Origin of the sequence: Paremcibacter congregatus, assembly GCF_006385135.1 — a bacterium.
In the GTDB taxonomy this organism is placed as follows: domain Bacteria; phylum Pseudomonadota; class Alphaproteobacteria; order Sphingomonadales; family Emcibacteraceae; genus Paremcibacter; species Paremcibacter congregatus.
Map to the genome: position 1 here is coordinate 2656846 of NZ_CP041025.1, position 22069 is coordinate 2678914.

Annotated in this window: 11 protein-coding genes; 6 read left to right on the plus strand and 5 right to left on the minus strand. The window is 49.3% G+C overall.

The genetic code is table 11. From position 1 onward, the window contains the following. The first annotated feature begins 108 nt into the window (after positions 1 to 108). Complete coding sequence (locus tag FIV45_RS11870; protein WP_099472034.1) at positions 109 to 1767, plus strand: FAD-dependent monooxygenase; 1659 nt, start codon at positions 109 to 111, stop codon at positions 1765 to 1767. After that, positions 1767 to 1991 (plus strand): DUF2783 domain-containing protein, encoded by a 225-nt coding sequence (locus FIV45_RS11875; protein ID WP_181040067.1) that lies wholly within the window; start codon positions 1767 to 1769, stop codon positions 1989 to 1991. Before FIV45_RS11870 ends, FIV45_RS11875 begins: the two co-directional genes overlap by 1 nt. Before the next feature lie 111 nt (positions 1992 to 2102). Here the strand turns inward: FIV45_RS11875 and FIV45_RS11880 are convergent, their stop codons facing one another. The 3 genes from FIV45_RS11880 to FIV45_RS11890 form a co-directional block, all read right to left on the minus strand. Then, positions 2103 to 4043, minus strand: coding sequence for a calcium-binding protein (locus FIV45_RS11880; RefSeq protein ID WP_114365305.1), 1941 nt, complete (start codon positions 4041 to 4043; stop codon positions 2103 to 2105). Between the two features lie 516 nt (positions 4044 to 4559). Continuing rightward, entirely contained in the window at positions 4560 to 5993 is a 1434-nt protein-coding gene (locus FIV45_RS11885; protein ID WP_099472031.1) for an amidohydrolase family protein, read from the minus strand. 115 nt (positions 5994 to 6108) lie between these two features. After that, the gene (locus FIV45_RS11890) at positions 6109 to 8865 is read right to left on the minus strand and encodes a TonB-dependent receptor (protein ID WP_099472030.1); all 2757 of its coding nucleotides are present in this window, start codon (positions 8863 to 8865) and stop codon (positions 6109 to 6111) included. A gap of 168 nt (positions 8866 to 9033) precedes the next feature. On the opposite strand from FIV45_RS11890, the gene FIV45_RS11895 reads away from it, so the two are divergent. Continuing rightward, positions 9034 to 9720 carry a GntR family transcriptional regulator gene (locus FIV45_RS11895; protein WP_204602107.1) on the plus strand — a complete coding sequence of 229 codons (687 nt, stop codon included), beginning with the start codon at positions 9034 to 9036 and terminating at the stop codon, positions 9718 to 9720. An 86-nt stretch (positions 9721 to 9806) separates the two neighbouring features. On the opposite strand, the gene FIV45_RS11900 is transcribed toward FIV45_RS11895, so the two are convergent. Together FIV45_RS11900 and FIV45_RS11905 are read right to left on the minus strand one after the other, a co-directional pair. Continuing rightward, positions 9807 to 10265 carry an ankyrin repeat domain-containing protein gene (locus FIV45_RS11900; protein WP_099472029.1) on the minus strand — a complete coding sequence of 153 codons (459 nt, stop codon included), beginning with the start codon at positions 10263 to 10265 and terminating at the stop codon, positions 9807 to 9809. Further along, the gene (locus tag FIV45_RS11905; protein ID WP_099472028.1) at positions 10262 to 17479 is read right to left on the minus strand and encodes an RHS repeat-associated core domain-containing protein; all 7218 of its coding nucleotides are present in this window, start codon (positions 17477 to 17479) and stop codon (positions 10262 to 10264) included. Before FIV45_RS11905 ends, FIV45_RS11900 begins: the two co-directional genes overlap by 4 nt. 218 nt (positions 17480 to 17697) lie before the next feature. Here FIV45_RS11905 and FIV45_RS11910 point away from each other — a divergent pair, with 218 nt between their 5' ends. The 3 genes from FIV45_RS11910 (at position 17698) to FIV45_RS11920 (ending at position 21859) form a co-directional block, all read left to right on the plus strand. Then, on the plus strand, positions 17698 to 19041 hold the full coding sequence (locus FIV45_RS11910; RefSeq protein WP_099472027.1) for a hypothetical protein: 1344 nt from the start codon (positions 17698 to 17700) through the stop codon (positions 19039 to 19041). Positions 19042 to 19517: 476 nt separating this feature from the next. Further along, on the plus strand, positions 19518 to 19835 hold the full coding sequence (locus FIV45_RS11915) for a hypothetical protein (RefSeq protein WP_099472025.1): 318 nt from the start codon (positions 19518 to 19520) through the stop codon (positions 19833 to 19835). 2 nt (positions 19836 to 19837) lie between these two features. Continuing rightward, positions 19838 to 21859, plus strand: coding sequence for an alpha/beta hydrolase family protein (locus FIV45_RS11920; protein ID WP_099472024.1), 2022 nt, complete (start codon positions 19838 to 19840; stop codon positions 21857 to 21859). Positions 21860 to 22069: the final 210 nt, after the last annotated feature.

The window sequence follows — 22069 nt, forward strand, 5'->3', positions numbered from 1 at the left end:
TATATCACGGGTTGAGCTGTCCCACCTTAAAGGGGACATACAAAATTAGTATTTTTAAGTAATATAACAAATCATTAATTCAGTGCTCTGTGTATCAAGGTAAAATATATGCGCCCAAACGGCAAAAACTTATCGGATTCTTTATATTTCGAGTATCCATTATATACGTTCCGAACCCCGCCGGAGATGAAAGGTCAACCGATAAGACATCAGGTTGCTATCATCGGCGCCGGCCCTGTTGGCTTGACAGCCGCACTGGAATTGGCCCGGCGCGGCATAAAGTCTGTTATTATTGATGAAAAAGAAACCTTAAATGATGGCAGCCGGGCCATTTGCATTTCACGCACCAGTTTTGAAACCCTGCAACAGCTGGGCGTCATGGATCCCTTCCTTGAAAAAAGCCTTGGCTGGACTCACGGGCAGTGTTTCTATCAGGATCATATGATTCATAGATTCGAAATGCCTCATTCGGAGGAAGAACGTTTCTATCCCATGTATAATATCCAGCAACAGTTTATCGAACAGTTCCTGGTGGATAAGGTCACCGGGTATGGAGACATGATTGACTTGCGCTGGGTAAGCCGCCTCGATGACATCAAGATAACTTCAGATAACGTCACCTTAACCGTGGATACACCGCAGGGAGAATACCAATTGCAGGCCGATTATTTATTGGCCGCGGATGGCGCAAGAAGCCAGGTTCGCAAAAAAATGGGACTTTCTCTGAAGGGCGAGAATCTTGAAGGCAATTATGTCATCGCCGATATCAAGATGAAACATGATTTCCCCACGGAACGAAGATCATTTTTTGAATCCTCGGCCAATTCCGACGCCACCATACTGATCCATAAGCAGCCCGATAATATTTGGCGTGTCGATTATCAATTGTCAGCCGGTACAGATGCTGATGCCGCCATCCAGGAGGAAAATATCCGGTCCCGGGTGAAGGATATTCTCAAGATGATCGGTCATCACGGAGAGTGGCAGTTGGAATGGTGGAGCATCTATAGCGCCAATACCCTGTGTCTGGATGAATATCGCCATGACAGAGTTCTCTTCATTGGAGATTCTGCCCATATTGTGCCGATTTTCGGTGTTCGGGGCTTAAACAACGGCTTTGCCGACGCGGTCAATGCGGCCTGGAAGTTATCCTATGTTCTAAAAGGCGCCGCCCCTGAAAATATTCTCGCCAGCTATACACCGGAAAGACGGGGCGCAACGCTAGATGTCTTCAAGAACGCCGGCAAAAGCGCCCGCTTTATGACACCGCCCAGCCCCGGGCATGCCCTGATGCGTAAAACGGTTCTGTCACTGGCTGTGCAGAATGAATTCACCAGGAAATTCGCAGACCCGCGCCAGTCACAACCTTATACTTATGCAGAAAGTCCTTTGACGAGCTTTCCGGAACACGATCGTCAATTTGACCGCGGCCCAATGTCGGGGGCATGCGTCATAAACCAGAGAATAACTGATGATGACTATCTTCTGGATCATCTGGGAAAAGGGTTCAGCGGATTTTATTTTACGGAATCCAACGTGATCCGGGAAAACGTACAGATACTGTTTGATCAAATGGCCGTCAGCGGTGATCCGTTCACGCCAATTATCCTTAACCGGGCCGCTCATGGGTCTATTTTTGAAGCTTATGGTGCCGACGCAGAAACATTCTATTTGGTGCGTCCCGACCGCCATATCGCCGCCAGGTGGAAACACATCCAGCCAGATGAAGTGATCCAGGCCTTCAGGCGCGCATTGGGAGAAAAATGATGACCCGATTTCAGGAATTGAAAAACACACCGATGACCTTCGCCGATTTAGAAAAACTATATGATTTGATGGCGGAAACCCTTGACGAGTTTGATGCGGATCAACATAGTCTTTTTCTCAGCAAGTTATCCATGGTCTTATCCCATGAGATTGGCGACCTTGAAACTGTTGTAAACGCCATCAATGTGGCCAAAGACGGCCTGGTGGCCAAGGGCAGTGAATAAGTTTGGCAGCATCGGACTCAATTCGATCAAGTACACATGCCTTTCCGCTTAAGAATGATTGCGTGGGATACTAGTTTCTCGAAAGCCAAAGCGTATTATGCTTTATATTTTTCAGGAAATATCCTGAAAAATGTCCAGATCAACCAGTAATGTGGCGTCCCCAGACATATAGCTGTGATACAATTGCCCGTTAATGACAGTATCCGTTCCCTGGACCCAGCTTTGATTTAGTGACGTTACTGTCGCGCCCACTTCACCTGATATGATCAAATAATTGTTCGCATCCGTCATATCAAGAATATCTTGTACTGTAATGGTCAGCGGATTCATGCCAAGAGTGATTTCTTCCATATTGCGTACCACCACCCGAGAAAAATCTGTTGTATTAGTGTTGATAGACCAGACGTCCACCCCGTCGCCACCATCGATAATGTCACCATTCCCAGCCCGAATATAATCATCCCCACTCCCCCCATACATTTCGTCATTACCGCTTACACCGTGAAGTAGCGTATCGTCTCCGTCTCCGCCGTAGAGAATATTATCACCAATGTCTGCCGACAGAACATCATTTCCCTCTCCGCCAAAAAGCCTATCGTTGCCAAGAGTTCCAGAAAGGATATCGTTTCCTCCATCCCCATATATTATATCGTTTCCCAATCCACCAACAAGAATATCGAATCCCTCACCCCCATGAAGTTGGTCGTCGTCGTTGCCCCCAAAAATTTCGTCGAAGCCCTCTCCTCCGTAAATTTCATCGTTTCCCTCTTGTCCCGACAAGTTATCATTTCCGACATCTCCAAAAATGACGTCATCTCCCGGCCCAGATTTTACATGATCATTACCACTCGCCCCACGAATGAAATCAGCACCTTCTCCGGTCAAAATCCAGTCGTGACCAGCCTTTCCAAGGATATTCAGACTTTCCGTTGAGTTTTGCAGGCCAATAAGGGAGTCCGTATCATCTTTCGCAGTGAAATAACCCGGCGTATCTTCATCATAATCCGGTTCGTAATTCTGAAATCCAATTCGCTGCAATTCAGCCTGAATCAGCAATTTCACACCATTATTTCCAAATGTGTAATAAACCTTGCCATCGACTAACGCGACAGAATAATCCGGCCAATCCGAAAGGTCTCCTCTCACCGTTGCGCCGAGGTCGCCGACAATCGCCAGTTCGTTATTCTCATCAGTCATGCTCTGCACGTCCTGCAGCACAACATCCAAAATAGTGTTTTTTTGATTAAGCCTTATCTGCTCAATATCCGTAGCTGAAAATTCCGAAAGATTTGCGGTTACAGATTGATCTGTTAAAAACCCACCCAAATCGATGCCAAGGGCATCTGGAATATTAATACCAAGAATTTCAATGGTCGACAGATCCTTTGGCGCAATTTGCAATGTATCATATCCCGCACCGCCCAAGAATTGATCTTCCAGATCCGAGGCTCGATCGGAAAAAATAAAAGTGTCGTCGCCTTCCTCTCCTGAAAGGACATCAATTCCCTCGCCCCCGCTGAGAAGGTCATCGCCAAAGCCGCCCGCTATAGTATCGTCTCCGACACCACCAAACACAAGGTCGTTACCCTCTCCTCCTTCGAGATTATCATTTCCCGCGCCGCCTGAAATATTATCCTCACCTTCTTCACCTTCTATGATATCATCGCCGCCTTTGCCCACTAAAAAATCATTTCCAGCTCCCCCTTTTATAGTGTCATTTCCTTCCCCTGTCGTGATACTATCGTTGCCATTTTTACCAATAACCGTCAGATTTTCTGTAGAATTTTTATCTTCAAAATAGCGGTTATTGTTGTCTCTCGCCGTGAAGGTGTTCGTCGGGATTTCTATAAATTCAGGTTCAATTTGCTCAGGTGAAGGGGATGAAACCAGAATTCCTCGCGGTTGCTGGCAAGACGCCAATGGAAATAAGAAAAATGCCAGAGATCCCTTCCTCCACAACGTTTCTCTCCGTGCCCACCGGTGAAATAAAGCACCATTAGTCACCAACGTCCTACCGTGGCTAAAGCTGTCAGTCATATTTTTCAAACTCATCCGCTTTTCCCCTTTTCGCTCATATTTCGAAATATATAGTTAGCTCTCTGACAGAATTATTTTCTATAACATGACTACACCTTATAAGGGATTTAATACTATATCCACCACCAAAATCACCACCTAATCAATAGAGCACAACACAATACCACCAACATCACTTTATCATGACAGTAGTAATCAAACTACCTTGCTATTCTTATAATTTGGCATAGGTCATAGGGGTATCATTAGATTACTAACTGAATGGGTCATTGATGCACAGGTGACGTTCTCAACACCTTGGTGCAAAAGCCTAGAAACAAACGAGCGGAAAGTTCACATACCCCCTTCTGATGAAGGAAATAAAAGATGCGGCAATTCAAATCTCTCACTTCATCTCATTTCAAGAAAAACTTTACATCAATTACTATCTATCGCAATGGTTGAATGAAACCTCGCGACCTATGCTGCTTGATTTAGGCTTCAGAATAACTTCTTCGCCTCGAAAAATTAATGTGACAGAGCCATCTGTTTCTAACGGCTTAGGGTGCTCACTGGTTTCCCAGGAAAGACCCCCTCCTGAACCATTTCATCCTTCACAACCAACTCTCCTCCCACAATCACATGGACAATGCCTTTTGAAAATTGGTTGGGCTTTGCAAAAGTGGCCCGGTCAATCACCTTTTTGGGGTCGAAAATAGTAATATCAGCATCATATCCAGTTTGAAGACGTCCTTTCCTTTTCATAGCCGGTGTGAAGGATTCCAATCTCCTGGCGGGTAAATAACTCATTCTGCTGATGGCGTCTGGCAATGTAATAATCTTGTCTTCCCTCACATATTTAGCCAGAACACGAGAAAACGTTCCCATCCCACGCGGATGGGCTCTCTGCTTGAATGAACTCAGCGGCATGCCATCGGATGCAATCATAACCCCCGGATGGGACATGGCCTGTTTCACCCATTGTTCTTTCATCGCATGAATGATAACAACCCCATCAGGGTTGTCTGCACGATATTGGTCCCACATTGCCTTGCCCGTGAAACGCTCCCCCGTGGGAGGCCATTCAACCGCATCATAGGAAACCCCGAACTTCTTTTGCCAGTCATGGTCAAAGATACCGGAATTAATCCCTGTAGAGCCGGCCGTATAGGGGTATAATTCAGTGGTAACATCAAGCCCTTCGGCTTGCGCTTTTTCCATCATCTCCAGATAGAGGGGCGTTCTCTGTAATCCTGTACTGACCACATGAACCATATGGAGGGAGGCTCCTGTTTTACGGACCATATCAATCAGCTCTTTATACCCCCCAGGGTCTGACGCATCATCGGACATTCGAATATGACAGAAAATTGTCACCCCCCGTCGCGCCGCCAAACGGAATATTCCTTCCAATTCATCCTCCGTCACGCCCCGGGAAAAATAATCAAGAGGCAACCCAATGCCGATGCCGCCTTCATCAAGGCCTTTTTCAACACCAACCAGAATTTCCTTTAATTCCTGTGCGGTCGGTTTTTCATGGAAAGCTTTTTTCAAATCCCCCTTTTTGACCCCGATGCGAACTTCCGCATGCCCGGAAGAATAGCCATAATTAATCAATGAACTTCCGATGCGGTTTTTCAACACATTCGTTATGGGATAAGTGCCGCCCTCAAGTTCAAGCGCCGTGGTTACCCCGTCATGTACCTGATAAGTCTGGGCAATAGCGTTTTGTCCATGAGCATGAAGATCGATGAAGCCGGGCGCCACCACAAGACCAGAGGCATCCACCTCTTGCCTCCCGGTGATTGTCTCGGGTGAAATTTCGCTAATTTTATCACCAGAAATACCAATATTGCGGATCGCATCCAATCCGGTTTCCGGATCAATCACCCGTCCTCCGATAATGACAACATCATGAATGGTTTCCGCAGCCTGGCTTTGTGCACTTAAAAGAAACAGGGCAAGTAGAGGACTAAGAATTTTCATCTTTGGCTCCTAAGGTCGAGGAGAAGCGCCTTTATCATGCGGTGCTCTCCTGACTTTTTCGAGTTAAATAATATGTTCACAATAATATAAATACAGTGGTCTGTGCCGCCATTTTTTAGAACTGGGCTCTTACCCCAAAGTAAAAGGATCGACCGACCACATCATAATGAACCGCATTGGTTGCCGTTGGACCAATGAAATCAAGGGGAATTACAGGTGGGTCATTGTCAAAGACATTATTAATCCCGCCAAATAATTCCACGCCTTCCAGACTGCCTTGCTCAAACCGGTAACGGGCTGAAAGGTCCACATAAATCTCTGCGGCGATATTATTTTCGGCATCGGCGAGCTCTTCCGGACCCCATTGAATATTATATTTTCCAGCCCCCACATACCGAAGTTGTGAGAATAGTCCAAAACCACCTGTTTCATAAGAAACATTGGCCCGGATTTTCCATTTTGGCAGACCAAAACCGCTCGCGCTGCCCACTTCGCCGGCGTAATTAACTTCCGTAACCCCATCCGCAGCAACATTTTTGTCATAAACATAGCTGCCGAGAATTTTAAGCCCCACGGTATCATCATTATCCAGAACCGTCAGATAACGGGCTTCGAAATCAATACCGCGCACCTGAAATGTGCCGAGGTTCAGCAGTTTATTCGTGATTTCCTGAATCGTATTATCCGGTGCAAATTTGATCAGATTACAAAATTCTGCCTTTCCCGAAAAACATGCGTCAATGATGCTCTGACTTGAAACAGACTGGATGGAATCGGTGATATCAATGTCATACCAGTCCACCGAGGCCTGGAAATTCTCAAGCCAGTCCGGGGAGTAAACCATTCCGAATGTTTTGGTCAGCGCGCTTTCTTCTTTCAGCTCTGTATTGCCCGTATTCAATATTCGGGAAAAGTCAGTATTTCCTGTGAAAGGGTTTGTGACATTTTCGAACAAGAGCAATGTCTTCAGGAACACCTCTCCGATACTGGGGGCGCGAATATCGCGTGATATAGTCCCTCTGATGCGTAATTCTGAAATCGGATCATAGGTCAGTCCCGCTTTCCAGGTCGCTACCGTTCCACTGGTGCTATAGTCTGTATAACGAAGGGCGCCGTTAAAATTTAATGATTGCCCGCTTGTCTCTTCATTCAGGAGCGGCACCAACACTTCCCCGAACACTTCTTTCACATTATAATCACCTTCCAGCGGCTGTGCGTTGGTGATCAGGAACAGGGCCCGTTCTGATAAATCATCGACCTCCCGTTTCAATGACTCTTTACGATACTCCAGACCAAAAGAGGTTGATATAGGCCCGGCCCATCCTTCAAAAAGGTCCCCACTTACACTGGCCGCGGCAACCTGTTGTTTTAGAATAGTGTCTGAAATACTGGTGCCGGTAACATAATCAATGGCGTCCTGGCTGGGTGACCCGACACCAAACAAGTTGATCGGCACACAATTAGGATCCACCCCACTCAAAGCCGTCGCACATACCGGATTACCTGTTATCGGATCAGTAACCGCATCCGCCGCCAATGCCATATTGCCAGGAAGCAGGTTATTAATCTGCCGGTTGGAAAAATCACTGCGCCCATATTGATAATATGCATCCCATGACCAGTTATCATTGAGGTCGCCTTTCAACCCGGCAACAAACCGGTAATTCACGGTTTGGCTGACAGACGAAATCGGGCCAAACTCACTGTTGGTCCGAAAGAGTGCCAATGAACCGGTGCCGGTGTCCGTCATGATGGTTTGAACGGATGCAGGTAAATAGCTATTGCCTGACTTGATCGGGATGCCAAAAGAAAATGAATTGACCAGGGCGCCATTGGAATTTGATTGTCCCGCACTTCCTTCAAAATAGAAATTAACATCTTCTGTAATGTCATAATCAAAAGCGGCCATGACATTTTTACGTTCCACAGGAATATAGAGCGCCGCACTATCTGAGAGAAAAGAGCCGCTTCCTCCTGCCATCATGACACCGCCGATGGTGCCCAGCGCCCGAGGAATAGCCGTCCCATCGGGTAAAAATTCAAGATTGCCTAAAGGTCCCCCCGGCAAGGTCACCCCATTGGGAGACGCTAGAAACAGACCCACATTATTACGAATGATATTTGCCGGGATACCATCATTTGGTCCCGTGTCCGCCGCATTTGGCAATATGCCGGGATGCCTCAGGGACCAATCCCTCGCCGTCGCAAGAGGAATGCCTTTATGGTCATTATAATCTGCGGCAATGAGAATATGCCCCCGCCCCTCTGCAACGGCACTGCCAAACGCCATGGACAGGCGGTAATTTTCCGCATCCCCCTGACCGGAAATCCCATATTGCGCTTCTACTTTCAGACCTTCCAGCGTTTTGTCATAAATAACATTAACAACCCCTGAGACAGCATCTGACCCCCAGGCCGCCGAGGCTCCGCCGGTCACAACCTCAATGCGCTTTACCGCCAAGGTTGGAATGACATTCATATCTACATTGCCAAACTCATCTGTTGGGACATGACGACGGCCATTGACAAGCACTAAATTTCTATTGCCTCCCAAACCGCGCAGATCAATGGCATTGGTCCCACTGCCCCGGGAATTCAAACTCGTAGATGTGGGCGTGCGCGTTCCTGAAAAACCCGGTAATTCATTGATAATATCCGCCACATTGGAGGTGCCTCTGGCTTCCATGTCCTCCACTCCAAGAACCGTCACCGGCGTCGGGGCCTCAAAACCTGACTTTTTAATTCGCGAAGAACTTACAATAATTTCATCAAATAATGTCTCACCTTCAACCGCCTCAGCGGTCATTACCGGCATGGTCAGAGCTGTCGCAGCACTTAACAAAAAATATTTACGCATAGATTTTACCAACATTCTTCTTTCTCCCTTTATATGTTTCCTAAATAAAACCACATAATATTTATTTTGTACAGTGTTAATATATTTTATGGCTGTTTTATTTTAAAAGAAGGTAACATAAAACTTGAACCGCCCACGGTAGCCGTCTATAAATATTCACCTAATCATGCATGGAGACCACGTTTGCCTAAACCCCCGGCGCAAAATAACGATACTGAAGATGCCTATGAAATTGTCATGGACGCCATCGTCACCCAGAAACTGACCCCGAGTCAAAAAGTGTCAGAGAATATCATGAGCGACATGTTTGGCATCAGCAGAACGGTCGCCCGCAACCTGATAGAGCGGCTGGTGGCCCAACAATTTCTGGTGTCCCTGTCCCCCAGAGTGACCCAGGTCGCGCCTCTGACCTTATTGGAAGTGAAACAAAATTTTACGTTGCGAAAAATACTACTGCCGGAAGTCATTTCTCTCACCGGCGCCAAGGCCGACTTTGAGGAAATGAACCGGCTCAACCGGCTGATCCAAGATTCGCTACCGGTCAATGATGACCTTTCCGCCCTGAAAATACTGAAAGCCAACAAACAGTTAAATCTGACACTCTGTGAACCGGTGGGCTATCCACTGATGCAGGACTGGGCCCGGCAGTTGGAAGATACCGCCATGCGCATCTATTGGCTTTATGTCAAAACCAATAAAAAATTCCCTTATTCGAGCAAACAGCAAGGGATAATGTTTGATGTCATAAAGGCCGATGACCCGGAGCGCACTCATAAGATGATTTATGACTCAATTCGCCAATCAGAAGAGAGAATTCTAAACGCTATATTTTCACATGAACAGTTTTATACCCAGGATCTGTTGGTCTAGAACCACAGATTTCTCTGGATGACCACAAAAGAATACCAGACCTGAACCAACGCTTCCGCGGTTTTGATTAAGTATGACATGGCGCCTCAGTTTTTTGCCGGTTCCTGCAAATAGGTGACTATTTCCCGGTGCCCGGCATTGGCCGCGAGAAGGGTCAAGGCATTATTCCTGGTGAAAATATCAGCACCCCGCATATGAAGCAACTTGACGCAATCAAGATGTCCGTTCTTTGTCGCCATACCAATGGCATAATTGTCTTTTGCACAAGGGTCACTGCCCTGATCAAGCAGAAACCGGAGCGTGTCAAGGTGGCCCTGCTCGGCCGCCAGACGCAGGGCGAGATGCTGCTGATCTTCCAGGCGCGCGCCTAAGGCCAGAAGCAGCTTCACACAGTCGAGATAGCCCTGCTGGGCGGCGACTGCGAGCGCCTCGCTGCGCCCTGCGGCGGGGTCCGCGCCCATCTCGACAAATTCCGCAATGGCCGGAAGGTCGCCATGATAGGCGGCCTCCCGGAGGATGTTATTCAGATCATCCTGCATCGTCATATAAACTTCACTCTAAAGCCTTCAATTCTCACCGGTTTCATGCTCCTTGACAGCCCCCCCATGGCGGAACCCGAGGTGGAATTGACCCAGCTGTTCAACGGCCCCTGATTCCAGGCCGCCCCTTCGCGAATTGTGAGGCCTCCCTGAATACGAGTCAAATATTCATCCACATCCTGCTTGTAAAAATGCGGTCGAATTTTGGCGAGCCCCAGTCGAATGGATGCCGGTGGCGTGACGCCAGGATATTTTTGTTTCCATTTCCACACCATCCACTGTTTACTGGCCGTTTTTACGGGCTTGTTGACCCGCGTCCAGGGTTTAGCCATCTTATTTTTGATGGCCCAGTTCGCCCGGCGGGCTTTAAAGCGAATATCGCGCTTGGCGGCCTGGTATTCCGCCGTTGTGCTGAATTTTGTTCTGAGTTCGCTCTCGTCCCAGACTTCCGTTACAAACCCCGTGGTTTTATCAAACTCCGCATGGCAATATTTGCCGTTATGCACCAATATCCGGGCAGTGGTGGCATAGTAATTATGGACGTCCGCCACCTCGAAGTTATAGACCTTTTCAGGTTGACCGGATGGCGCCGTGACGGCCTTGACAATACCGCTGGCGCCTTTGACGCCCGCGACTTCATCCGTGGCGACCAGCCGTCCGGCGAATATCCAGCCTTTGGAGGTCACCCAGAAGGGGTGGTTGCGGGTGGTCAGGGTTTCCGTGCCATCTTCAAAGGCGACCCGCACCAGATCTCCTGTGGTGCGGGAGAAGATTGACGCCACCGCATGGCCCGACATTTTCTGGAAAGCAGAATCGAAGCCCGCCACCAGATCGCCCTCGCGGATATCCTCAATGGCTCTGCTACTACCATCGGCCATCAGAATGGCGGTACCGGCAACAAAGCTTTGCCGGATACTGCAGGACGCGCTTGAGGAAGATTCAGCTTCCTCCGATGCGGCGTTCTTTTCGGTTCGCGCCGCCGCCCCTGCCCCGGCCTCTTCCACCGCTTCGCCGGAGCCGCGCGCGACACGGGAACCAACCCCGCTCAGGGCCATACCGCCCGCCTCGAACGCGGCGCCGAAGAAGGCGCCCTTACCCGCGGATTCCAGAATTTCCTGTGCGCTGCCCCCGCCCATGGCGGTATAAGCGGCATTTTCACCGGCCCCGACCAAAGCCTGTCCGGCGATGCCGATGGCGACCCCCGCCGCTTCGGCCAGTAGGCCGCCACTGGCGCCGATGGCGGCGCCTGCTTCAACAGCAAGACCACCCGCCGCCGCACCGACCGAGCCGATCACCGCCCCACCCAGCAGGCCGGCATAGGTCTTGCCGGACTTCCAGTCCCAATGCAGTGGATTCATATCATGATTAACCGCCGCCGCGCCGAAATAGGCCCCGACGATCGCGCCAATAATCATGGCGGTGAGGAAAGCGAATTCTCCGTTAGGGTCCGAGGCGGAAACCGGGTTATTGCCCGCATAGAGATAGGGGCTGGCGAACTGACTTTGCGGATCCGGCGAAATGAAACGGGTCATGCCGGGGGAATAGGACCGCGCCCCCATATGGTAAAGACCCGCCGTCGCATCCAGCTCGCTGTCAATAAATTTGGCGCGGAAGTCATCCGTACCAGAGCTGCTCGCCTGATTAATTTCACCGTAAGCGTTATAGGTGATCGAAGCGGTCTCACTGCCGCTGTCGTCCAACACCTTAACCACACTGCCCAGATGATCATGAACATAGAAGAAAGTTCCCGTCACCGGCACACCGGCCCCGTTGGCGCCAGGGATCATCGCGGCCTGCGCCGCCGGGGCGGACAGTTGAAACAACATCACCGCCAGCACCACCACCGCCGGATAATTTTGCAGGCGCGGCAGACGCCAGCTCGCCATCTGCCCGATCCATGCGCCTCTGGCCTGAATCGTGAAGGCGGCGACCAACATCAACAACGCGCCGAGAGAGACGCCGAGCGTCTTGATGATTCCCCCTGATGTGATCTTCAGGTTACCCGGCGCTGCCGGTGGGCTGGGCTGCGCCGTAAAGCTGTTATCCTTACCCACTGAGGTCAGGGTGGCGATCAGCCCGTCCGGTCCCGGCACATAGAGGGTGTTCTGGTAGCTGCCATTGGCCAGTTGCGTCACCTCATAATAGGGTGTGACGCGCCAGGTCTTGACGGGGCTGCCCAGATTTTGTGAATATAGGCGCTGTTCCGCGTGGTTATAGACCATCTGCGCCGGTACGCCGCCGCCATCATCGATTTTCAGAATCTGGCCATTAACGTCATAGCTATAGGTGGTTGTCTTGCCGCCCAGCGTTTTGGTGATCATATTACCGTTCAGGTCATAGGTATAGCTGCTGCCGTCCGAACCACTGGCGATCTGGTCACTGCCCGCCGTGTAGCTATAGGTGATGGCGTCATTCTTCTCGACATTGCCCAGACTGTCATATTCATAGGACAGATTACCCGCCGCCGTGGCGGCGCTGGTGAGATATCCCATGCCCTTGTTGGCTGTCTGGTCTTCATAGCCATAGGTCGCGGTGTCCGCCGGCACCACCGTATCCTGAATTTGCTTCAGATCGGAGAAGGCATCCCACTGATAAGTTTTATTCATTGTCGAAGTACCGCTCTTTTGCACCTGATAGTTTTTCAGGCTGGCGTAAGAAGGGCCGACGGGGAAATAGCTTTTGCTGAAGGCAAGATTGAGCGGGCCATACTCGCCGCTCTGATGCTGGCCAAGCGCCGTATAATTCTGGTAGATGCCATAATCTGTCGCGCTGCCCGCGCCGGTTTCTTGCAGGGAAACCTTGCCCAGATTGCTGTCTGCAAGATAACTTTTCGTCAGAACCGCACCGTTGGGATAGGTGGCGCTAACCACCCGGCCCAGTGGATCGTAGGTGGAGGCGTAGGAATAGACATCAGCCCCCATAGTCAGACTGCCCCCAATGGTTCCGCCGAAAGCGTCATAGTCATAAGCATAGCTATAGGCGCCTATGCTGGTATTTTGCTCCTCTATGCCGGTCAGATGGCCAAGCCCGTTGTGGCGGGTCGTGGCGTCATAGCTGAGGTTAATGGTAACGGCCCCGCCGCCGTCATTTGTCATGATCCGCTGCAGCAGGCGCCCCATGGGGTCATAGCTGGCGTAGGTGATCTTGCTGCCGGACGCATTGGTGATGGACGCCAGCTGACCATTCGTGTCGTAGGTTTTGGTTTTTGTACCGGTGTCGGTTTGTGTCTGAGTCAGAATCCGCCCCAATGAATCATAAGTATAGACCGTTGATCTCGCCTCCTGCAGAATTTCACCCGACAGGAGTTCCTTGATCGGATTATAGATATAATTGACCGTCCGCCCGTTGGGCTCCACCGTCTGGATTACCAGGCCCCGGGTATCAAGGCTCTTGACCGAGGTCCGCGCATCGGCCTGCCCGGCATTTTCCACCTTGGTGATATTTAATCCCCCTTGAGCGTAGGCGATGGCGTCCACTCGGGTATCAGGATGAATGGTCTTTACGGGCCGGTTATAGACGTCATATTGTGTTTCCGTGTAAGGGGCCGGATCGCCGTCATAATAGGGGGCGGCGGATTTCCATAGCCTGCCTTCAGCGTCATAAACAAGATCGACGCCAATCACGTCCGTCGCCACGCCCGCTTTCAGGCCGTTCTTGGTGGAACGATAAGGGCGGCCCATGCCGTCCTGGTAATCCTTGCGCCAATACCAATCCGCGGTCGAGCTGCTGTCCCAGGCCGGGCGTTGTTGAGAGTAGAGATAAAAACTGCCGCCTGACGCCTGCCAGGTCATGGCAACCATCTGAACGGAGGTTCCCGTCGGGTCGGGACCATATACCGCCACCACCCGGCCAAAACCGTCGATTTCCTGCGTGGTGACATTTCCATTGGGGTCCGTGGTGCCGATCAGCGTGCCGAAGCCCGGCTCGTGGCTGGTCAGGGTCACCAGATTATAACTGGCGCCCGTCGCCGGGCTGGTCAGCGCCGGGGAAGTTATCGACGTTTGATAGGTCTGGTAGGTCGCATCATAGGCATAGGTCCGCACAGCCCCGCTCTGGTCGGTGGAGGTTGCCACATTCCCGACCGCGTCATGGGTGAAGGTCATACCGAGAAACAGGCTGTTGGAACTGTCATAATCCGATGTCGAGGCGAGGTTCATCAGGTTGTCATAGCTACGCTTTGACCAGCGCAGATCGGTGGACGCATTCCAGGTGATAGCGGCAGGATCGCTGGCGCTGACAAAGGCCTGACAGGCGGCCAATGTGCGGGCGGTCTTGGTCTGCAGCCAATAGCCGTAACGCCCGCTCGCGGGGTCATTGGCAAAGCGGGAGCAATGATAGACATCGTCCTGAGGGTTGCTTTGCCCCGCCAGATCCTGCGTGATGAGAATATTGCCGTAACCATCGTAACTGTATTTTTTCTCAAGCGTATAATCGGCGGTATTATTAGTATAGTGGGTCATGGTTTCATCAGCGCGCAACAATTGATGAATGCCCAGCGCCTGATAGGCCGCCGAGGCAACATCCACATAGGAAAACTGGCTTTCCGTCAGCAAATTCCCTTGCCCGTCCCGCACCCGGCTCACCGCCACCTGGCCATAGTTGGGATAGGTTTGGTTGTAGGTGACTTCAGATGACCGCCCATCCGCCACCTGTGTCATGGTTACAGTTTCATAGCCAATCCAGCCGGACCCGATAAGATCGGTCCTGGCCCCCGCATAATTGTAGTTATAGGTATAACTGTTGCCACGACCATCCGCGTTGGCATAGCTTTCGACCACATAGGTATCCCCGGCCTGATTTCTCAAGGGATAGGCTGTCGGCGCGCCGCCCTGATAGACACCCTGCTTGGTTAGGGGCGCGTAGGAGATGGTGGTTGTTCCGTTGAAGCCCGTCGTCACGCTTGAAATCAAATCGGTATAGGGTCCCTCGGCCAATTGAATATCGAGGGCGCATTGATCGGGCACACCATTTGTCATCTGGCAGACGCTGTCGGCAAAGTCGGTCAGGCCGTCGCCGTTGAGATCCTGATAGATCGCGCGCGAATAGGTGCCTGCGGTTTGCGCCCAGAACAGGGCGCCGGGCAATTTAAGGCTCGACTGTTCAAACCCGCTGCCGGAACCAAGATAGATATCCAGCTCTTCTGTATTGTCGCGCCATTTTGTCGCCTTGGAAAAGCGGGTGGTTTCGTCGCCGTTCCAATTGGTCAGAAGACCCTGTATATCGGACAGGCCCGCGTCAATGGCGTAGACGGAATCAGGCAGATCGAAGGGGGCCTTTTCAAACCCGCTGCCGGTCCCGAAATAAAGATCGAGAATTTTCGTGGTGCCATTAACCAGCGTTGTGGCGCGGGAATAGTCGGGAATCCCGTCCCCATTGACATCGGTCAGCAGACCACTTTCGAGGATCTTTCCGTTGACCAGCCAAAACATCTGTCCCGGCAGGTTAAACTGATTGGTGAAGGTGAAATCCGGCGACTGGCCGACATAGACTTTAAGGTCTGTGGTGCCGGCGTCCTGATTGACCAGAGCCGCGGAATAATCGGCAATGCCGTCGCCATTGATATCGCGCACCATGCCGGTGGTCAGGGAGCCTGTGGCGGAAATGGAATAGACCGCCCCGGGAAGTTGGGCAGAGATTTTCTGGAAGCCGCCGGGGGTGCCCTTATAGATATCAAGCAACATCGCGCCGCTCGAGAGAATATGGGTGGCGCGGGAATAATCCGGCAAACCGTCGCCGTTCATATCGGTGAGAATACCGCTGTTATAGGTTTGGCGGTTGACCTGCCAGAAGAGTTGCCCCGGCAACTTGAAGGCGGCATTTTTGGTGAAGCCGGTGGCTGACCCGAGATAGACATCAAAATCCTCCGTCTGGGCGTCTTCGTTTTTCAGGGCCCGGGAATAGTCGAGAATGCCATCGCCATTGACGTCAATGAGGATGCCGCTTTGCACGACCTGGGTTGCGGTCACCTGATAGATGGGGCCGGGCAGACTGTAGGCCGCCTTGACAAAACTACCATCCGACTGGCCGATATAGATGGAGAGGTCCTGCGATGTGCCGCTGCCGATGATGAATTCGGACGCCTGGGTGTAATCGGCAATGCCATCGCCGTTGAAATCCATCAGCAGGCCATAGACATATTGCTGATCATTGATCACCACATAAAGCGGCCCCGGCAGTTTGCTGCTGCTGGGCTTGAAAGCCTGACTGTCCACGGTCCAGTCAAAGCTGGTCGCGGGCCAGCAAACATTCTGGCCGTCGCAGACCTCGATCTGATTCAGACGACTGCGCTTGGTGGTTGGGCTCTGGCTGTAGGACAGGCTGTAGGTCAGGATATTTTGCACCTGAGAAGAAATCATAACCGAAGTGGTGATTGAGGTCAGAAGCTTGGTCACGGATACTTTAGAACCACTGAGATAACGTTGCACCATATCCGGCCGTGCGCCATAGGTGAAAGTGACAAAGCGACTGGCCGACAAGCCCGCCGTCGTATTTTCGGTATAGGCAATACGGGTCGGATAATATTCGCCGGTCGTCGTATCGCTTGAATATTCAGCCAGGGTTTTATTGCCATTCAGATCAGTAAAACTGTCAATGGCCCAGGTGCGCACGCTGCCGTCTGTGCGCCCCGCCGCCAGAATGCGAGAGCCCGTGGTGGTGGCGGTCCCGCCAAAACTCAACGTGTTGCCGTCCTTATCCGTCGCAGTAAAACTGCAGGGGCCTGTGCCACAGGTGCCGTGGGCGGTGAAAATCGTCCAGGTCTCACTTTCGGTATGATAGACGGAGCCGTCTGTGCCGTAGGTGCCACTGACTGCGATCAGCCGCCGGCCATCAATGCAAAAACGATCGCGGGCGCTATAGGTGACATTGGCTTTATAGCCGTCAATCCGGTAATTGGCGCTGCAGCGGGTGATCGCCGACAGGCCGTTAACGGCCCAGCCCATGCCGAGGTAGCCGTTGCCGCGGTGGCTGTCATAGCTTACCGAAAGATTGGGAGCAATACCATTCGTGCCCGGCGGCACCTGAATGGGCACCGTGAGGGTCGCGGACCCGTTTCCATTTACCGAGAAATTTGCCGCCAGATTACCGACAGGTTGGGAGGATATATAGTTGGGAAGAGACAGCGCAGGGGTGATGGGGGGGGACGCGGCAAGAACCGTGAGTGAAATACTGTTTAGGCTCCAAAAAAATACAAAAAAAGCACCTGTAAAGATGGACTTCATTTTATCCTCCCGTTTGTCGGACTTTTGCTTTTTATGTCACGTCAAGCCCTGTTCAAAATTGCAATTCCCTCTTAATAACACTACATCTACATAACAGAACTTAATCATATACATATATTACAATATATCAATTTATACTAGTCATTATTGCCATAATATGATAAATATCTACCTCCACATGTATTCTTGCACAAATTCCAACTCAAAAGGAGAAACAGATGATTCAATCTGAAATTTTCGTATGCGGTGACGGCCTGCACAGCCATCCCGTAGCCTTCCTTTTTCACCTGAATAACTTGACAGAACACGGATCCCCCACAAAAAATAAGCTCAAAGATAAAAAACTTGTGGTTGCTGACGGGAGGTCTGCCAGTGCGGAACAAATTAAGTCCTGGTATGGAGAGGTGCCGAAAGAAATGCCCTTCCTGATTCTCTGCCCAACGGCGGAGATTAATAACGCTCTTACAGGCGCGACGGGCGCAATGCCGAATTTCCCTGCTGCAGCAGTAATGATTCAGGGGAAAGAAAACGCCTGCGGTTTGACCGATCATACGGTTGAAGTTCTAGCCTACAGTGCGAAGGCGGCAGGCTCAAGTTCAAAAACGGCAAAAAGTAAAGAGGCCATCGCCAAGGGGCTAGAGGGAAGCTCGCATCCCGAGGACGAGTGTGACTGTACCGATTTTACCAGTCTGTCCCAGGTTTTCGTCACCCCTGAGGCGGCCAATGACTATTATTCACGCTTGCTGGACGCCATGGCGGGGAAGAATATACCGACGGTTTCCACCGTCAATCCCCCCACCGGAATGAAATATACCAAGACGTCACAAAATGTGACAACGGGTTTTACCTACAAGTATAAGAAATCGAATAAATCAGCGGGCGCTGTGACGTCAACCTGGACGATATGGGCATTTCTCAGTCAGTCGGCGACAGAAAACAGCCAATATCTGATTGTGGAAAGCAACATGTCCCTGGCGGCGGGGAGCCTCCATTCCGATGACAGTTGTGACCGGGGGTATGGTAATACTTATTTCTATTCCAGTCTTGACCCTTCTGCAGCAGGTTTCACCCATGTTGATCACGGACCGACCAGTGGCTCTGGGGTTGTCTCCTATAAAATTGATGTGCCGATGTCATACAAGGATCCCTTGGGCGGGTACCAAGTCTGGAGTTTTGAAGATGAGATCTCTTCGGGGGCGACGGACTGGACCTGCAGCTCGATCAGTTCCGCTAGCAAGCTCGGCGCGCGTTGGTATATGACAAAACCTTGCAATGGGGATAATATCGGCGATCACTGGAAAGATGCTTTTAGCACCTGGGGACATGTAGGCAGCCTGTCATCAGCCGGAAAAGCCTCGCTTCAAGTCAAAACCTATTGCGCCTGGAGTACAAAAACCCTGGCGTCCGGCAACATTTCCGTCGCCGGTGATTTTGGCTGGCAGGGGTCCCGCTTTGACGGCAGCAGTTGTTCGCCGGGTGTGTATTGGAAAATACATTACGACGCAACAGCCTATACTTGGAACCCGGGTTTCTCCGTGGATTTCTCCACTCTTCAGCCCTAACCACAGACTTCTTAAAAGAAGTAACGCTCTAATTACATAAACTGAGGCGCCTTTCCACCAAAAGGCGTCTCACTCACATGAGGATTTAATATCAAGGGCTTGTCACATAAACTCTGTCAAAGTTCTATGCTATAGAAAACAAGATCATATCATTGGTCTCTCTTTTTCTGCTCCTCTTGATCTTGCAGGTTATCCAGATACAATCAGGCAAGGTATTAGGTCATATCTTGCATTATCGGGATGTTAAAGAATGATTGGTCCAACGCGGCATTAATGTCAATATTTGTCGCCTCGAAATACATAAAATTCAAGTTTATAGTGTCTACTCTAAGTCAGAAGCTCGTCATAGGTGTATTGATGAAAAAATTGAGGGATATCACCTCAACAATTTGGGGGTATAAACCGTTCTCGATTATTGAAGCTTAGGTTTAACATCCGGATTAACTGTAGAGAAACTTAATTTTTAAGGAATAACCATGACGAACTTGATCTCCAATGAAGACTTACCAACCGACATTCTAGTCAACAGTATGCGGTCAATCTTACCAGCAGAACTGGTCTATGTTTCCGGTGGCGACGGGGGTGAGGATACTGAAAATGGAGAAACAAATGAGGTGATCTATGAGGTTCCAGAAGGAAAAGACTTAAAACTTGATAAGGAAGGAGACGAGCTTTTTGAAACTACAGTTCCAGATTATTTTCCAAGAGAAGATTCAGATAATAATGGCATGCCAGATTTACTAGAAAATTATTTTTCTCTTGGGGCGGCAAAATTAGTAGATGGAACAGAGTAATTATGAGTAGTTTTATTTTCAAACAAACTTCTATCTCCGGCAAAGTAAAAGCCCTCGCCGGGGTATTTTTACTATATCTCTCCGTTGTTCCTCAAACAAGCATAGCAAAACAGGTAATTTCACAAAAAAATATAAACCAACTTAATCCCGATAATTACCTAAAATGTCAGGCTAAGTTTTTCAATATCAGCAAAGACGGTCAGTTTGCCTATGGCTTATACAAACCATCCGGCACAAGTCAGGCCGATCTAACCATCTTTTCGCTAGCTGACATACAAAACCCCCCCGAAACTGTCACTTTAAAGGGGTTTTCAAAAAGCAACAAGGCCGTAAAAGTTAGTATTAAATCAGATAATATCGCACTTTCTTTTGAAAACGATATTATTCTAATAATGAGAAATAAAGGTATTTCGCTGTATTCCTTAGGACAGAAAAAAATCGTCAAACACATTAAGGGCCTCAATACAAATGGAATAATAAGTAAAAATCAAAAATTAATTCAAAAAGGTTGGTATGTTAAATCAACCCCATTATCACCTGACAAATCACCTTTCCAACCAGCGCCCTTGAAACAGTTTTTTAATAAAGCGCCTTATCAATATATGAATATTAAGACCGGAGATGCCTGGTTGGAGACCAAAGATGATGCAATGGTCAATTTATACTATGTATCTTCACAAGGTCAGATTATCGCTCGAACAATTGCTTCAAAGGACAGCAATGGTCAAATATTACAATTCCGTGATGACAAAAATGAATGGAAAGACTTCCTTAGTTTCACTCAAAATAACTATATTTTTCCTTACTTCCCCGACTCATTCGACAATGAAACGTCGGGAGAATTCTATTATATCCAGAAGGATCGTGAGGCTGATAAAGATACCAAGACAGAAACCGTCACTTACGCCATCGTTTGGACGAATAGTCTAACAGATGTTAAACAGAAAATACTACGCACAAAGAAAAAACTCAATCATGTCCAGTTTTCAGCAGGAGGAGAAGAGGTTTTATGGGCGGAACTGAATAATCAGGGCACATATGAAAATATATATTTTGATCATAATTGGCGGCAAAAATATGCAAGCCTAAACCCTGAATCTACAAGTCGAACGCGCCTCCTTCACTTCGATAAAACAGGCAGCAAGGTCGTCGCGGAAACAAAAGATTCAGATGGTGGCGTCCGCTATGCCGTCTACGACATTTCCGGCGAGAAACCGGTAGAAATTCGAGAGCTTTGCCAGCAAGTTACCGCCAAACGGCCTGCAGCTCAGCAAATTAAAGTCATCGCTCAAGATGGCTTCCAGTCCCATGTCATCTATTTTGGACCGGAAAAACCGGAAAAAGGTTATATCCTATATATTCATGGAGGGCCACGCTCCCATTCCTCTCCCCACTATTCAGCCACATATGCCTTTTTGAGCGATCTCGGTTATGGAATATTAAGCGTCAATTACAGGGGCTCGACAGGATACGGTGAGGAATATATCCGCGCCAGTGATCATAATTACAAGGGTATGGTTTATGATGTTCTTGCGGCAGCGGACTGGTTAATTAACAATCGGGCTCAAAAACCGATCTATCTCTTGGGCGCGAGCTTTGGATCCCTTATCGCACAATCCTCCATCATTGCCGCACCGGATAGATTTTCCGGGTTCATTTCGATATCAGGCCTGAGCGATATTACGAATAAAGACATCTATAGCACAACTATATTTACCAATAAACCGGTTCAACAGTTGAAGGAAATTTTCACAAAGGATCTACCAGATATTTCACAGCTGGATGAAACGACAAAGGCCCTGTTACCGCCTTTGAATGCAAGAGAAATAAAAATCCCCACACTTTATATCCATGGAGAAAAAGATCGTAATGCACCCATATTCCATTCCGAGAAAATGGTGAGACTATTGAGAGAAAACGACCAGAATACGGAACTTTATATCATTCCCAATGCAACACATAGCTTGGAGTGTCACCAATGCCGGGAAATGATGATGAGAAAAATTCAGGCCTTCTTACCATGAGTAAATACAAAAATCAGGCAACCCTAACTTGCTCGTTTATATGGTAATGTCTCCCTCCCCCTATAGTGTTAGAACCACAATAGCTAAGCCTTCTCTCTCAAAATTAGAAATTTATAATCTTATAGTTGAGAAAATTACCATATAATGATACAAAAGAGAGGAACCAAAACTAATAAAAATATAAATAAGCGGCTAATTAATCAAGAACAC

Coding starts and splice junctions, on each gene's coding strand:
- FIV45_RS11905 (WP_099472028.1), bottom strand. CDS start 17,479: ATGAAGTCCATCTTTACAGGTGCTTTTTTTGTATTTTTTTGGAGCCTA.
- FIV45_RS11890 (WP_099472030.1), bottom strand. CDS start 8,865: ATGTTGGTAAAATCTATGCGTAAATATTTTTTGTTAAGTGCTGCGACA.
- FIV45_RS11920 (WP_099472024.1), top strand. CDS start 19,838: ATGAGTAGTTTTATTTTCAAACAAACTTCTATCTCCGGCAAAGTAAAA.
- FIV45_RS11910 (WP_099472027.1), top strand. CDS start 17,698: ATGATTCAATCTGAAATTTTCGTATGCGGTGACGGCCTGCACAGCCAT.
- FIV45_RS11885 (WP_099472031.1), bottom strand. CDS start 5,993: ATGAAAATTCTTAGTCCTCTACTTGCCCTGTTTCTTTTAAGTGCACAA.
- FIV45_RS11915 (WP_099472025.1), top strand. CDS start 19,518: ATGACGAACTTGATCTCCAATGAAGACTTACCAACCGACATTCTAGTC.
- FIV45_RS11880 (WP_114365305.1), bottom strand. CDS start 4,043: ATGAGTTTGAAAAATATGACTGACAGCTTTAGCCACGGTAGGACGTTG.
- FIV45_RS11900 (WP_099472029.1), bottom strand. CDS start 10,265: ATGACGATGCAGGATGATCTGAATAACATCCTCCGGGAGGCCGCCTAT.
- FIV45_RS11870 (WP_099472034.1), top strand. CDS start 109: ATGCGCCCAAACGGCAAAAACTTATCGGATTCTTTATATTTCGAGTAT.
- FIV45_RS11875 (WP_181040067.1), top strand. CDS start 1,767: ATGACCCGATTTCAGGAATTGAAAAACACACCGATGACCTTCGCCGAT.